Annotated in this window: 13 protein-coding genes; 6 read left to right on the forward strand and 7 right to left on the reverse strand. The window is 59.4% G+C overall.

Features of this window, described 5'->3' with window-relative positions; translation table 11 throughout:
• Window positions 1-58: 58 nt before the first annotated feature.
• Window positions 59-865 carry a restriction endonuclease gene (locus RTX79_RS03250; RefSeq protein WP_312681793.1) on the reverse strand — a complete coding sequence of 269 codons (807 nt, stop codon included), beginning with the start codon at window positions 863-865 and terminating at the stop codon, window positions 59-61.
• A gap of 49 nt (window positions 866-914) precedes the next feature.
• The gene (locus RTX79_RS03255) at window positions 915-1,628 is read right to left on the reverse strand and encodes a TetR/AcrR family transcriptional regulator (protein WP_312681794.1); all 714 of its coding nucleotides are present in this window, start codon (window positions 1,626-1,628) and stop codon (window positions 915-917) included.
• A 164-nt stretch (window positions 1,629-1,792) separates the two neighbouring features.
• On the opposite strand from RTX79_RS03255, the gene RTX79_RS03260 reads away from it, so the two are divergent.
• On the forward strand, window positions 1,793-2,920 hold the full coding sequence (locus RTX79_RS03260) for a metallophosphoesterase (protein ID WP_312681795.1): 1,128 nt from the start codon (window positions 1,793-1,795) through the stop codon (window positions 2,918-2,920).
• Window positions 2,921-3,502: 582 nt separating this feature from the next.
• On the opposite strand, the gene RTX79_RS03265 is transcribed toward RTX79_RS03260, so the two are convergent.
• Complete coding sequence (locus RTX79_RS03265) at window positions 3,503-3,874, reverse strand: MerR family transcriptional regulator (RefSeq protein WP_312681796.1); 372 nt, start codon at window positions 3,872-3,874, stop codon at window positions 3,503-3,505.
• An 85-nt stretch (window positions 3,875-3,959) separates the two neighbouring features.
• Here RTX79_RS03265 and RTX79_RS03270 point away from each other — a divergent pair, with 85 nt between their 5' ends.
• Window positions 3,960-4,868 (forward strand): alpha/beta fold hydrolase, encoded by a 909-nt coding sequence (locus tag RTX79_RS03270; protein ID WP_312681797.1) that lies wholly within the window; start codon window positions 3,960-3,962, stop codon window positions 4,866-4,868.
• Between the two features lie 69 nt (window positions 4,869-4,937).
• Here RTX79_RS03270 and RTX79_RS03275 read toward each other — a convergent pair whose 3' ends face one another.
• Window positions 4,938-5,255, reverse strand: coding sequence for a winged helix-turn-helix transcriptional regulator (locus RTX79_RS03275; protein ID WP_312681798.1), 318 nt, complete (start codon window positions 5,253-5,255; stop codon window positions 4,938-4,940).
• Between the two features lie 154 nt (window positions 5,256-5,409).
• Between RTX79_RS03275 and RTX79_RS03280 the strand changes: the two genes are divergently transcribed.
• Both RTX79_RS03280 and RTX79_RS03285 read left to right on the forward strand, forming a co-directional pair.
• On the forward strand, window positions 5,410-6,141 hold the full coding sequence (locus RTX79_RS03280) for an SDR family NAD(P)-dependent oxidoreductase (protein WP_312681800.1): 732 nt from the start codon (window positions 5,410-5,412) through the stop codon (window positions 6,139-6,141).
• Between the two features lie 248 nt (window positions 6,142-6,389).
• A complete protein-coding gene (locus tag RTX79_RS03285; protein WP_312681802.1) occupies window positions 6,390-7,307 on the forward strand; it encodes a CPBP family intramembrane glutamic endopeptidase in 918 nt (305 codons plus the stop codon).
• A 713-nt stretch (window positions 7,308-8,020) separates the two neighbouring features.
• Here the strand turns inward: RTX79_RS03285 and RTX79_RS18270 are convergent.
• Window positions 8,021-8,293 (reverse strand): hypothetical protein, encoded by a 273-nt coding sequence (locus RTX79_RS18270; protein ID WP_428695936.1) that lies wholly within the window; start codon window positions 8,291-8,293, stop codon window positions 8,021-8,023.
• Between the two features lie 20 nt (window positions 8,294-8,313).
• Here RTX79_RS18270 and RTX79_RS03290 point away from each other — a divergent pair, with 20 nt between their 5' ends.
• Together RTX79_RS03290 and RTX79_RS03295 are read left to right on the forward strand one after the other, a co-directional pair.
• A complete protein-coding gene (locus RTX79_RS03290; protein WP_312682201.1) occupies window positions 8,314-9,036 on the forward strand; it encodes a CHAT domain-containing protein in 723 nt (240 codons plus the stop codon).
• A 92-nt stretch (window positions 9,037-9,128) separates the two neighbouring features.
• The gene (locus RTX79_RS03295; RefSeq protein WP_312681804.1) at window positions 9,129-10,454 is read left to right on the forward strand and encodes a hypothetical protein; all 1,326 of its coding nucleotides are present in this window, start codon (window positions 9,129-9,131) and stop codon (window positions 10,452-10,454) included.
• Window positions 10,455-10,505: 51 nt separating this feature from the next.
• Here RTX79_RS03295 and RTX79_RS03300 read toward each other — a convergent pair whose 3' ends face one another.
• Together RTX79_RS03300 and RTX79_RS03305 are read right to left on the reverse strand one after the other, a co-directional pair.
• Window positions 10,506-11,825: an FRG domain-containing protein gene (locus tag RTX79_RS03300; protein ID WP_312681806.1), complete on the reverse strand. Its 1,320-nt coding sequence runs from the start codon at window positions 11,823-11,825 to the stop codon at window positions 10,506-10,508.
• 30 nt (window positions 11,826-11,855) lie between these two features.
• Complete coding sequence (locus RTX79_RS03305; protein WP_312681808.1) at window positions 11,856-12,578, reverse strand: hypothetical protein; 723 nt, start codon at window positions 12,576-12,578, stop codon at window positions 11,856-11,858.
• Window positions 12,579-12,855 lie beyond the last annotated feature (277 nt).

Here is a 12,855-nt window from a genome sequence, read left to right on the forward strand (position 1 = left end):
CGGGCTGCAGCTGCCGTTGGTCGGTTTGGGCTCGGAGGGATAGTGTTGCGGCCAATCACTACGCCGCGCCGCGGCAACGCGGGAACTGGCTGCATCCGTGGAACTGCTCGCCGGTTCGGCGATTGGTCCTTTGGACCAGCGCGCTTCCGCACTTTCTGCAAGCAGCTGCCTTGGGGGTGGGGCAACGTGCAGGCTCAAGCTGCGGTTCGACACGATTCGCAGCTGGCTTCTGCACTGCCCGGATCATGCCGAGCAACGCCTCGCCACGAATCAGCTCGATGGGCTTTCCCGCGGCAAAGGCTTCGGCGTCACGGGTGAACGTGCCGATACAAACAATCTTGACCGCATCAGCGCGGTGGTGCGCGAGCAGCCCTGCCATCTCGCGAACCACGCTCACCCCAATCTGCCGTGACCGCCACTGCTTGCATTGGACGAGAACCTTCTGACCTTGCTTGCGCAGGATCAGATCGATACCCCCATCCGGGCCGCCCAATCCGGTTTCTTCCACCGTATAGCCGTGGCGTCGGAATGCTTCACCCACCAACTGCTCGAATTGCGCCCAACTGCCGGAGGCAAGGCTATCCAGCGAATCCCGGGTATCCAGCAGGCGTCGGCGGCGACGGGAGCCAAAGTAGGAGGCGAGGGCAGCCGCCCAGCACAGTCCCAGAAGCAGCCATGCCAACGGCGCCAAGATGTTCGCCAACTGTGCGCCGAGCCCGACTGCCAGCGGACCGTTCTGCCTGGTCAGCCACCAAGGGACGACCTGTTGGATCACAATGAAGCCGACGACGCCTGCGACGATGCCTACTGGCCAAGGCAGCTCGGCCAGTACCTCGAACCCGCTTTTCTTCCCTCTACGCGCCATGCAGGAGCCTCCGTGCCAGGCGTCACGATAGCGGCTGGAAAGACGGTTGTCAGGAGGAGGCGGGCGAGACTTTCGTGCTGGCCTTAGTTGTCTTTGCAGGAGCACGCGGCACTGCCGGCACGATGCCAAGCGCAGGCAGCAGCAGGCAATCAATGGCCTGAGTCAGGAACTTCAGCTCGAACGGCTTGCGCTGAATCAGGGCGCGATACGCCGCCATCGACGGCACCAACTGCGAGGCGACATCGATATTGGCATCGGCACGGACTTCACCGCGGGCAAGCGCACGTTGCATGAGCCGCAGGTTGGCATTCACCCACGGGTCCACGATAGCGGCGTTTCCCGCCGCTGCCAGTTCGGGGTGCTGGGAAAGCACAGAGGCCAATCCGGCCATCACCCGCATCTTCTGTTCACCCTCGCGCGCACTGGCAGGCTTGAACAGGCCCAGCAGATCACCACGCAATGTTCCGGTATCGGGCAGGGCATCCAGATCCACCTGGGTGCGCTTGAGGTGTGCGACCGCATCAATCACCAGGTGCGCTTTGGACTTCCAGCGGCGGTAGGCAGCCGCCTTCCCGGCCTTGGCCCGCAGCGCCACCATGTCCATGGTCATCCGCTCGTAGCCCACCTCGGCAATGACCGCGATCGCGGCTTCCAGGATCGCGGTATCCACTGCCGGGTCACGCCTGCGCCCGCGCAGGGGCGCTTCAACGACCGGCTCAATTTGAACCGGGGTGCCGGCTGATGGCGCGCCTTTCTTGTTCATCACCTTGCCTCCCGAACTCAGGTAAAGATACGCGCACATTACGGAACTTGCACGTTCCGTATGTCTGTGGCCTGATGAGGGCATTCGAGACATCGCCGAGCGTCGGCCTGCGCCCCCGCCAGGAAGGCCGGGCATCCGATCAGGCAAGGGCATAGGACTTCAGAATGTTCCACATCATTTTTTCGCTGCCAGCGCTGTATGTCATCGCCCGGTTACTGTGGCCTTTGCCGCTGGCGTTGCCAATAAAGCTTGCGCTTGCGTTGTTCATCCTCATCGGCTCGCAATACCACCTGGTCTGTCGGCTGTCCTCGGGCAGTGTCTTCTCGCCCGAGATGCCGCGCAGCCTTGTCATTGCGTTCAATTGGGTCTTCATCTCGATCCTGATGCTGTTCTTCCTGCAATTGCTGATCGATCTGGTGCGAATCGGTGTGAAGCTCGCAGCAGGAACCACCTTCGTGGTGCCGGTCGCGGTGTCCTGCAGCCTGGGGCTGGTGATTCTGGCAATCGCGGCGCTGGGCGTGCGGAACGCGATTGCCGTGCCCGCCATCCGGAACGTCGAGATCGTGGTCAAAGACCTGCCGGACGAGTTTTCCGGCTATCGCATCCTGCAGCTCACCGACCTGCATATCAGCCGCCTGTTTGGCCAACACTGGACGCAGGTGGTGGTCAGCGATGCCAATGCGATCGGCGCCGACCTGATCGTGGTAACCGGTGATCTCATCGATGGGTCGCTGACGGATCGCAAGCGCGACGTCAGTCCATTGCAGCAACTGCACGCCCCCGACGGGATCTATTTCATCACCGGCAACCATGAGTTCTTCTTCGAACACGCAAGCTGGCTCAACGAGGTCCAGGCGCTGGGCATGACCGCGCTGGAAAACCGGCATGTCGTGCTGCGGCGAGGGCAGGGCGCGCTTGTCCTGGCCGGCGTCACCGACCTTTCAGCGCAGGAAACCGGGTTCCCCGGGCCCGATGTGGGCAAGGCGTTGGAAGGCGCACCCGCCGGCGTGCCGGTCGTGTTGCTGGATCATCAGCCCAAGCTGGCGCGCGATGCGGCGGGCCTGGGGGTAGCGGTGCAGCTTTCCGGACATACGCATGGGGGCTTGGCGCCTGGCGTTGATCGTCTGTTCGCGCTCGCCAACGGGGGCTATGTTTCCGGGCACTACGACGTCGGCGGTATGCAGCTCTACGTCAACAATGGAACAGCGCTTTGGCCCGGGTTCGCCTTTCGGCTGGGACGGCCGCCGGAGCTCACATGCATCACGCTGAAGAAAGCCCCTCGGACGATCTAGATGGCCTGGGCATAAGCGTGACGCGTCACGCCTCGCGTCGATCCTTTATCATCCTCCTGAGATAACGGGGGCGGATATGGACATTCGGATTGGGGTACTGGCTGTTCTACTGGTCGCTGCGGCGCCATGCGTTGCGCAACAAATTCGCTCGGCAACGGGTCCGGCTCCCAGGCCCACCCCGGCGCCTCCCAAGCCAGCGCACAACTCAATGGCGAACGGCACGACGCCATTCAACTGCGAACGATACAGCTGGCCCAAGCATCCCCATCCACTTATGAAGCGGTACTGCGACCAGCTGGAATCACAGACGCTGGCAGATGAAGCACGGCGAGCAGGACGGCCGGGGCCATCTGCTGACGTGATCCAGCTGCCGTCTCTTGGATCGGAAGCTGCTCGCCGGTCGGGCCTATCCTGTGTCGGAGGCCAAGCGATGCGAAAGCTGCCTAACGGGTGGGAGCAGGTTTCGTCTCCTTCGGGCGGGTGGCAGCGCTGCCGGGAGCAATGAGTGGGGCGTGGGGACGGGCGACCGGCGGGGAATACTTCAGCCTGCAAGGCCGACAGAGCCGTCAGCTTCGCAAGCGCTTACGCAGACGCTACGAGCATGGCACGCAAGCGAGACCTCTGCCTGTCCAGCATCTCGATCTGCTTGTCTAGCATCGCCAGCCTCTTGCGCTGTGTTTCGCTGGTCTCTGGGCACGCCAGGGCCCCTTCGATCAGCAGCATGCATTCCGGGAAGCTACGGATCTCTTCCAAACTGAAGCCTGCCGCAATAAGGCGCTGTATCTGCTTCACCTGGTTGACCGCCACCGTTTGAAACGCGCGGTAGCCATTTCCTGATCGGGAAGATGCCAACATCCCATGCTGATCGTAGTGGCGGATCGAACGCACGCTGACGCCGCTAGCCTCGGCCAGCTCACCAATCTTCATCAGGTCATTGCTGGGTTGCGTGGACATCGCGAAATCCTGGAAACGTCCACTTGACTCTAACACTAGTGTCAGCGTTTAGCCTCTGCATTCCGCTCTATGAGGTTCGTTGACCATGGTCTTTTCCCCAGTCTCAGCCATTCGATACACCTGGCTCTATTGCATCGCTCTGTTGCTGGCACCACTGCTTGCGCACGGCACAAACCGGGCTTACACGGTTGAGTCACTTGATGGAGTCAACATCGCCGTTCAAGAAGCGGGGAATCCCCAGGGGCAGGCCATCATCTTCGTCCACGGGTTGCTGGGTAGTCACCTCAGCTGGGAAAAACAGCTCAATAGTCCTGAATTGCAGCGCTATCGGTTGATTACCTTTGATCTGCGCGGACACGGCCTGTCCGACAAGCCAGTGGAGCTGGACGCTTACCGCGAGGGCCGTCACTGGGCAGATGACCTCGCGGCTGTCATCAAGGAGTCCGGAGCACACGAGCCGGTGCTGGTGGGGTGGTCTCTCGGGGCTGCTGTCACCACCAACTATCTGGCAGCGTTTGGCGACGAACAGATTGCAGGCGCGGTGTATGTAGGCGGGGTCGTCGAGCTCAAGCCGGAACAACTCGTCGCTCAACCCGCCGCTTACAGCGGCATGGCGTCATCGGACCTGCGATTGCATCTTGAAGGCGAGAAGGAATTCGTCGCGCTGTGTTTCAACACGCCGCCTGACGACGCAACGTTCCAGCGCACGATCGCCACTGCGGCCATGGCATCAAGGGAGATGCAGAGCGCCGTCCACGGCATGTCGATCGATGCTGCCAAAGGACTTGGTTCGATGCATAAGCCACTCCTGCTCATCTACGGTGAGCAGGATGCGCTTGTTCAGCCAAGCGCCTCTGCAGCGCGGGCGAAGGCACTTTATCCCCGAACCAAAGTTGAACTGTATGAAACGTCAGGCCATTCGCCCTTCTTGGAGGAGTCCACACGCTTCAACCGGGATCTCTCTGCATTTGTGGATGCAGCGACCGGGCACTGAGCGAGGTCGCTACCGACCCGGATGCGTTCAGACCCAACACGGCAATGGGAACAGCAGGCTTACGCAGCATCAATGCTTGCCTTGGTCGTATCGTGCGCACGCGGCTTCAAGCTCACCGCCGTTCTTCAACGCCCAGCTGCACAGCGCTTCAAAGGGCTGCTTCAGGGAGTGACCAAGAGGGGTGATCGCATACTCGACGCCAATTGGGGCGGTCGGCAGTACGGTCCGCGTTACCAGGCCATTCCGCTCGAGGCGCTTGAGCGCGTCTGCGAGAGACTTGTGGGTGATTCCGTCCAATCGGCGCTTGATCTCGTTGAAGCGGGACGGTTTTGGGCAGATCACGGTGAGAATCATGATCGTCCATTTGTCCGCGATCTTCTCCAGCATCGGTCGAACCTGCGCCATGTCGGAGAGGACTTTCTCAGAGCTTTCAGCCGAACAGGTATCAGCACGTATATCTAGGCTAGTCATGGTGCGTTCTTGATACTTGATTTACAGCGTATATCTTAGCAGCACTCTTGGTTTTTACAGGTGCTCACGAATGAAGAAGATGGAAGGGAAAGTTGCCCTGGTCGTTGGCGGTGCAAGGGGCATTGGCTTGGCAGTAGCTGCTCGGATCGCCGCGGAGGGCGCAACGGTGTTCATCACCGGGCGAGACCGCAAACAGGTGGAGGAGGGCGTCGCAGCAATAGGCCCAGGTGGCCGTGGCATCGTCGCCGATGCAAGCGTCCGTGAAGACATCGATCGGGTAATGAGTGAGATTGGCAGCCAGTTCACGCGCCTCGACGCCCTCGTACTGAATGCAGGCCTGAGTGAGCCGGCATCGCTTGCCGAAGTGACCGAAGAACACTTTGACCGACACTTTTCGGTGAACGTGCGCGCCCAGATCTTTGGCCTGCAGAAAGCCCTCGGCCTGCTTCAAGAGGGCGCAGCGGTGGTGCTGATGGGGTCGGTAGCGAGCTCACTCGGCATCCCGAACTACGGTACTTACGCCGCAACGAAGGCGGCCCTTCGCTCGTATGCCCGCACATGGGCGGCAGAACTGGCCCCCCGCGGCATCCGCATCAACGTGGTGGCGCCAGGGCCTACAGATACGGAGATGATGGCGCGAGTCCCTGATGAGGTGCGCAGATCAATCGTCGCCCCCATTCTTCTCGGCCGAATGGCCAGGCCCGACGAAGTCGCCGCTGCGACGTTGTTCCTTCTCAGCGACGAGTCGAGCTTCATAACAGGTGTGGAGTTGTGCGTGGATGGAGGCATGGGCCAGATATAGGCGCCAAACGGTTAGCCAGCACCGTGCGAAGCCACCCTATGTGGCTTCGCAGATCCACGTCTCTGGCCGGTTACGCGCCTTGGGGCGGGGTGCCCGGTCCCAAGCCGCTCGGTTGACATGGTGAGCGCCATTTCGTCGACGATCCGGGTGATTCATCGCCGGCTCCTGTGGCTTGGTCGCAAACGCGTTGCCACGCCCCCGCGCGGATGGCAACTTGCAGCGGCGATCACCTAGACCTGGCCCCCCGCATGACCCCCGTTACCCTGTATTCGCCCGATCCGGCCCGCGGCTGGCTGCCCTGGGCCTGGCTGACGCCGATCCTGATGATCCTGTTCAACGCGGTACCGGTGATCGCGCTGGACGGGTGGATGCAGTCGCAGCATTGGTCGACGCCGAGCGGCGATCCGATCGGACTCGCTGGCTTGCATGCGCTGCTGTGGATCGGCTTCGCGCCGACGCTGGTGGCCGTGCTCGCCTGGGTACGCTTCGTCGAACGGCGCTCGCTGGCGAGTATCGGCCTGACCGGTCCGGCGCCGCTGAAAACCTTCCTGCACGGACTGGCCGTTGGATTCGGCACGATCGCGCTGGTCGTAGTCGCGATCTGGATGGCTGGCGGGATGCAGGCGGCGGACGTGGGGCAGGCCTGGCGGTCGCCCGTCAGTCTGCTGCACATCGGTCTGCTGCTATTGAGTTTCATGTTCCAGGCGAGCGTGGAGGAAGTCATCTTCCGCGGCTGGATGCTGTCGGTGGTGGCGCGCAAGACCAATGTCGCGGTGGCAGTGCTGCTGGTGTCGCTCGTTTTCTGCTTCCTGCATTTCAGTCCGCACCAGCCACCCCGGGTCATGATCAGCACGTTCCTGTTCTCGCTGTTCGCCTGCGCCTGGGCGCTGCGGACCGGCAATATCTGGGGCGTGATGGGCTGGCACACGGGGTGGAACTGGTTGCTCGCGACCGGCTTCGAACTGCCCGTCACCGGCATGGATGCGCACTTGCCGGCGCTGCTGGTGGCGCTGCGCCCGCAAGGCCTCGACACCCTGACCGGTGGCGCGCAAGGGCCGGAAGGCAGTTATCTGTGCAGCGTTTTCCTCGTCATCGCGATCGCGTGGATCCAGTGGCGAAAGACGCGCGGAGCTGAGAGTCCAGCAGGCACTACAAAAGCCTCTTGAATTCAGTGAGGAACATGATCCTGCAAAAAAGGGCACGAACTAAAAAGCTGGCACGCCTCCTGGATGCGCCTGCGACATACCGGAAGGCGATGGACGCATGGCAAGAGATCACCCAGGAACTACGCGCTGGGCGCGGGGCAAGGCTGAGGGCCTGCAGGGGTAGGCTAGGGGGCTAGGGCAGGGCTGCGGCGGCGATTTCCAGGCCATGGCTCGCCGCTGGAGCGGGGCTGCCCGCCCAAGGCGTGAGGCCCAGCTGCAATCTATTTATAGCGCTGGCATCAAATCCGCTTGATCCTGGTATAGACGTGAGCCGAAACCAACTCATGGGCTTCTAGCAACGCGTCCATGCAGACTCCTTCCCGTCCCGATCCAGGCAATCGGGTACCGTCAGGGAGCTTTGCCTCAACAAGACACCATCGGCCCTCGCCACAGTTCCAGATTTTCGCCTTGTACGGCTGGCCGTTGACTGATAGGTCAACAAGCACCACAGGTTCGGGCTTCAGTCCTTGTGCCATGACACATCAACTACCTTGGCGACCGAGCGTGTACGCAGCCGACGCACGATCAATGCGTAAGTGTCGCGTCATGACTGGCTCACACGTACCAATAGCGATTGCAATCCGGGGATGCATGACGGTCCGTAGGGAAATCTACGTAATTCTAGCGACCCAGGAGCGATGCCTGCATCTGCTGCGGCTTAACTGTTTAACGTCTTATCGGCCGAGGCGGGCGTCACTTTGCGCTGGATTTGGGCCTGGCAGCTGAGGCGTGCGCCGGCGGATTGGGCCGCTCACGTTTTGAACGCCGTCGCCGCTTTTGGCAAGCTTGTTGGCCATCTTCGCCAGGGTCTTTGTGGATGCGACTCCGATGCAGTTGGGTATTCCCGACCAGCAGTGCACCTGGGTAGGAAATTGCCGTGCGAAGTCGACCACTTCAGGGATTCCAGACACATCAATGAAGCTGTCATTGATGCGGTGAACCTCCACCCGAGAAGATGCGCTTGATTGTGTTGGCTGAGCCCAAGCTGCTCCAAGTGCCGCTTAATCTGGTTCCCAAGGGCGATCAGTTCTTGGGTCAGTCGTGCGCCATTGGCTTCATTCCCTCGCTCACTTGGCTTAAAGCCAGTAGAGCTAAGCCAAGGCTGAAGGGCGCGAAGAGGCTTGCCTGGATTTCAGATCCGGGCGATCAGGTGGGTAACAGCGCCCTTTCGGCAGTGTTGGTGCGCACCAGTAACGCCTTCGAAGACCACGGCTTTGAAGTCAACACCGATGGCTCGGTGCCGGAGACGCTGACCGAAGCCAGCATTGCCGTGATAGCGGCACACGGCAGTGTGGGCGCAGATGGGCGCTTTTTGCACCGGGTCAGTGACGAAGGGACTTTGACGCTGACACCCCGTAACCTCAGCCGCGCTCTGGCGGGAACTGAACTGGTGATCTTGTTTGTGTGTAGTGGTGGGCGAGTGGACCGCCATCCGCACGCCAACACGGCAGCGGGGCTTCCAAAGCAACTTCTGGTCGCCGGTTCACGCGTGGTCATCGCCTCTCCTTGGCCGATCTCGCCCATTTTTACCGGACGATGGCTTGAAGCGTTCATGGCAGGGTGGGAAGACGGCTTGACGGCAATGGATGCAACGCATCTGGCCAACAAACGGTTGGAAGCACAGTTCGGGATCGTGCCGCAATATGCCTTGGCCATGACGGCCTACGAAGATGTCTTGATGACCAAGTGAAGCGAGTGCTTCCCACTGGGCGCTAGGGTGGGTAATAATCTCGGCGGGGCATATTGGAGCCAAGTATAAGCCTGATGGGGGCTGCTCGATCGATGGCACTGGACAATCGTGAATGGGCATTGGTGATATGGCTCGCCATTGTCCTCATTGGGGTGCTTCGAAGTGCCCATTTAAGGCAAGCATCTTGGGCCTTTCTGAAAGCCATGAGCCAGCGCAGCATTGTTTCAGTTCTGGCGCTCCTGCTTGCCTACATCGCACTGATCATCTTGGGGCTTTGGCATCTCGGTTGGTGGGAGATTGCCAACCTGAAAACGACGCTGATCTGGGCTTTCGGTTCTGCTTGCGTTGCGGTGTTCAATGTCCAGAAGGTGGAGGACGAGGCGAACTTTCTCCGACGCGCAATGGGGGAGGTGATCGGTATTGCCGTCGTTGCCGACTTCCTCACGGCAATCGACACATTTCCGCTTTGGGTGGAATTTCTCATCGCCGGTGGCGGGTTTGTGCTGGCCTCACTAAGCGCGGTGAGCGCCAGAGAGCCTTCCCAGCGCCTCGTGCATCGCGGGGCCAATGCCTTGCTGATTGCACTTGGACTTCTGATGCTGGGAAAGTCGATCTATCACATTTGTGTCGATTTCAACGATTTCGCCAAGATGCAGACCCTTCAGGAGTTCGTTCTGCCGATCGTCTTGGGTCTACTACTACTGCCGTTCTTGTTTCTTCTCAATGCTTACTTGGTTGCCGAGAGTGTGTTAGTCGCTTTCAAACATGAAAGCAAGGCCCCCAAGCTTGCGCGATACGCAAGCACCAAGCTTCTGCGCCACCTAGGGTTGGATATGCCAGCGTGGCGCCAATGGCAGCGTCACGCGGGGCGCTTTGCGCCTTTAAGCTTTTCCGAAGTTGAGGCGTCGGTGTTGGAGGTCAAGAAAACGCGTCACCGTCAGAAAAACCCTCACCGCGTCCGCCCTGTCATGGGCTGGCTGCCCGAAGACGCGATGGGCTTTCTGAGTGGTCAAGGATTGAAGACGCGGCCTTATTACCGCGCGGATGATCGGGAGTGGCTGGCTGCGTCTGGCATGATGGACTTGGGCACCGGGATCTTGCCCAACAATGTGGCCTACTACATCTCCGGGGACGCGTTCATCGTCAAAGAGCTTCGCTTGAAGCTCAATGTCAATCGACCGGAGGAGCAAGAGGATGCCACTGGGCACTTTGGCTTGCTTTGCCATGAGCTTCTCAAAAAGGCGCTTCCCTTTGCTTGCGCGCAGCATCAGCCTTTTGAGCTTGAAGTGGGGCAGGTCACCATCTTTGGACACCATTCGGTAAGGATGAACCTCTTTGAGTGGTTCGGTGGGATCAAGGGTGGTTATGACCTGACCTTTGTAATCTGTTTGCCCAGAGACGACTGCGCAACCGATTGATCGACCTGCAACCTTGATGTTGCACTTGTCAGTGGACAAGCTTAGCCATGGCTAAATTTGCTTCTCCTGCTTGAAGCGGAACTTTTCAGCGATATAGCGGGCAGAAGTCTCGATGTGCGGGAACACTGTGGGCGCTGTGATGTTGAGCTGATCCAATTCCTGCAAGATCCCTCGCTTGTTGCGTATCTCGATGCGCTCAATGCCAATCTTCTCGCTGCCTTCCTCATCCAAGATCGCATCTTGTCCGAACAGCAAGAAGGCACCTGATTGGAACGAGATCCGGTCATTGCTGCGTTTGCTTTTCACGCATACCACGCTGCGCAGATCCTCTGGATTGATCTGTGGCATGAAGTAAGGCTTTTCTTGTCGAATGAGGTGCAATAGCTTCCGGATCGGCTCTTGTGCATTGAACGCTTCTGTCTTCAAGCTGTAGTCAATCTCATCCTTTTCTGCTTGCGGCAACCTCGCCAGGTTGGCCAAGCAGCTCGCGGTATCAGAGTCAAAATACTTAATTGAGGACTGTTCCAGTGCGAGCAAGATCACTTCGCCAGCAACCTCTTGGACTTGCTCATTTTTTGACGCGCTCTCACACGCAAAGAACAAGGAGATGAGCGGGTTGGACGTGATGTCCAGAAGCCGGGTGGGGAGAGAGTAGTGCTGCATGCGCACAAGGCGATCTAAGGTGTATTGATCGCCCTGAAACTCTCCGGAGTGAGAAAGGATCAGCTCGTTGTAGAGCTGATGCTCTTGGCGCAGGTGAAGAGGATTGCCCGCACCGTCCTTGCGAAAGACGGAAGGTTCCAGTCGATAGCTGTCGCGATTGGAGTGCCCTCGATAGAAAATTTCTTTGTCGTGCTTGGGCATTGCAAGCACGATATCGACAAATTCAGCCACTGACGATGCGATGTGCTTTGGATGCACAGGGGGAGGAAGGTCGACGCGGCTAGGTTCGGGGTTGCGTAGAGCGTTGCACAAGCCGGCACCAGCAAGTTCTTCAAAGAGATCTGCATCCTTGATCGCCCAGTGCGTCCGGTTCATTTCCCAGTCGCGGATATCCAAGCGATGCTGGATTGGGTCGATATGTTCAAACGGGATTGGGGCGGTGTTTTGGTCGATTTGGAAGCCAATCACCACATCTCGGCCGCGCAACGTGATGCTGGTCAGTCGACCAGGCTGCATATCCTCTCGACCTTCGTAAGCAAACAAACAGGGCAGCGCCAGCAGATGCTCAATTTGCTCAGAATTGAGTTCCTTGAACCGTGCGGCGACCAATTCGTTGGTGTATTCCAAGAAGCGACTGCGTGGGTAGGTGTAGGTGGAGCTGCTGCCGTCCCAAGCCGTGTCATCGGCAGTGACCAGAAGGCTATACATCGGCTTGGTTCCTTTGGGCTTGGTGCATGCTCAGCCCCTTTCTGCCGAACTTGTTTGGTCGAGCATCCAGTTGCGCGCCAGCGACAAGGCGAGTGATTTCCCCTCAGCGAGTGTCATCGGCACGACAGGTGCCAAGGTTTTATTCGCACTGTGCCGAGCGGTTGGCCCCGACGAAGGATGATTGGCGGTGTGGTCGAACCTTTTGAGTTCTCTTTGGGAAGCCCAACCACGCGCTTCGAGCGCCTGAGCCCCCCCAACTGCATGCTTGATCAGCTCGATGATGCGCGCCAGATTGGTCCAATCATTCAGCGGTTGAGCGAGATAGCCTTGAAGCTGCTCGCCCAAGCGTCCGCTTTGGAATGCGATTTCGAACCGATCAAACGAGGGGCCAGACGACTGCTTGGCATACGCGATCGGCCCGTCGCCCAGCTGGATGCTGACCAGCGACATCGAGACAACCAAGCTTTCAACGATGGCCACATGGTGGGTGATGGGCTGCCCCTGCACGATCTCGCGGATTTGGCCCAGGCCGATTTGACCAGGCGCAAGCGCATACAAGATTTGGTAGATGCGCAGGCTCGCCAAGAGCTTTTCACTCAGGCGCCTGACTTCAGAAGGCCCTCGCAAGCCTTCAAAGCGTGCTGGATCCAGGTGATAGATGCCATCGACCTCTTGGAGAGGTGACCCCTCAATCCGGTTTGAGTCGAGCGCTTGAAGGGTAGGATGCTCACCGCTAACTTCAACAACCCACATCGTTCATGCCTGTCATTGAGACTCCGAGCATCATGCAGAAATTCTCGGGCGGATCCTAGTCTTTGGGGCAATTAAACTCTGCCTCTGATGAGTGGCTCTGTTTCTGGAACTTTCAAGGCGACCGTCGCGCAGACAAGTTTTCCTTAGAAGCGACAACGCAATGCGTCCAAAGGGACGAATTTCGGCCATGCTGGCATTGTCCGCCCGGCAGACTGCCGGGCTTAGAATGTGTCCCTGACAAAGCCTTCCGCTGAGGGATCTGGACGACGCCATGCAT

Origin of the sequence: Stenotrophomonas chelatiphaga (genome assembly GCF_032054965.1) — a bacterium.
Lineage (GTDB): Bacteria > Pseudomonadota > Gammaproteobacteria > Xanthomonadales > Xanthomonadaceae > Stenotrophomonas > Stenotrophomonas chelatiphaga.

Coding starts and splice junctions, on each gene's coding strand:
- RTX79_RS03250 (WP_312681793.1), bottom strand. CDS start 865: ATGGCGCGTAGAGGGAAGAAAAGCGGGTTCGAGGTACTGGCCGAGCTG.
- RTX79_RS03255 (WP_312681794.1), bottom strand. CDS start 1,628: ATGAACAAGAAAGGCGCGCCATCAGCCGGCACCCCGGTTCAAATTGAG.
- RTX79_RS03260 (WP_312681795.1), top strand. CDS start 1,793: ATGTTCCACATCATTTTTTCGCTGCCAGCGCTGTATGTCATCGCCCGG.
- RTX79_RS03265 (WP_312681796.1), bottom strand. CDS start 3,874: ATGTCCACGCAACCCAGCAATGACCTGATGAAGATTGGTGAGCTGGCC.
- RTX79_RS03270 (WP_312681797.1), top strand. CDS start 3,960: ATGGTCTTTTCCCCAGTCTCAGCCATTCGATACACCTGGCTCTATTGC.
- RTX79_RS03275 (WP_312681798.1), bottom strand. CDS start 5,255: ATGCTGGAGAAGATCGCGGACAAATGGACGATCATGATTCTCACCGTG.
- RTX79_RS03280 (WP_312681800.1), top strand. CDS start 5,410: ATGAAGAAGATGGAAGGGAAAGTTGCCCTGGTCGTTGGCGGTGCAAGG.
- RTX79_RS03285 (WP_312681802.1), top strand. CDS start 6,390: ATGACCCCCGTTACCCTGTATTCGCCCGATCCGGCCCGCGGCTGGCTG.
- RTX79_RS03295 (WP_312681804.1), top strand. CDS start 9,129: ATGGCACTGGACAATCGTGAATGGGCATTGGTGATATGGCTCGCCATT.
- RTX79_RS03300 (WP_312681806.1), bottom strand. CDS start 11,825: ATGTATAGCCTTCTGGTCACTGCCGATGACACGGCTTGGGACGGCAGC.
- RTX79_RS03305 (WP_312681808.1), bottom strand. CDS start 12,578: ATGTGGGTTGTTGAAGTTAGCGGTGAGCATCCTACCCTTCAAGCGCTC.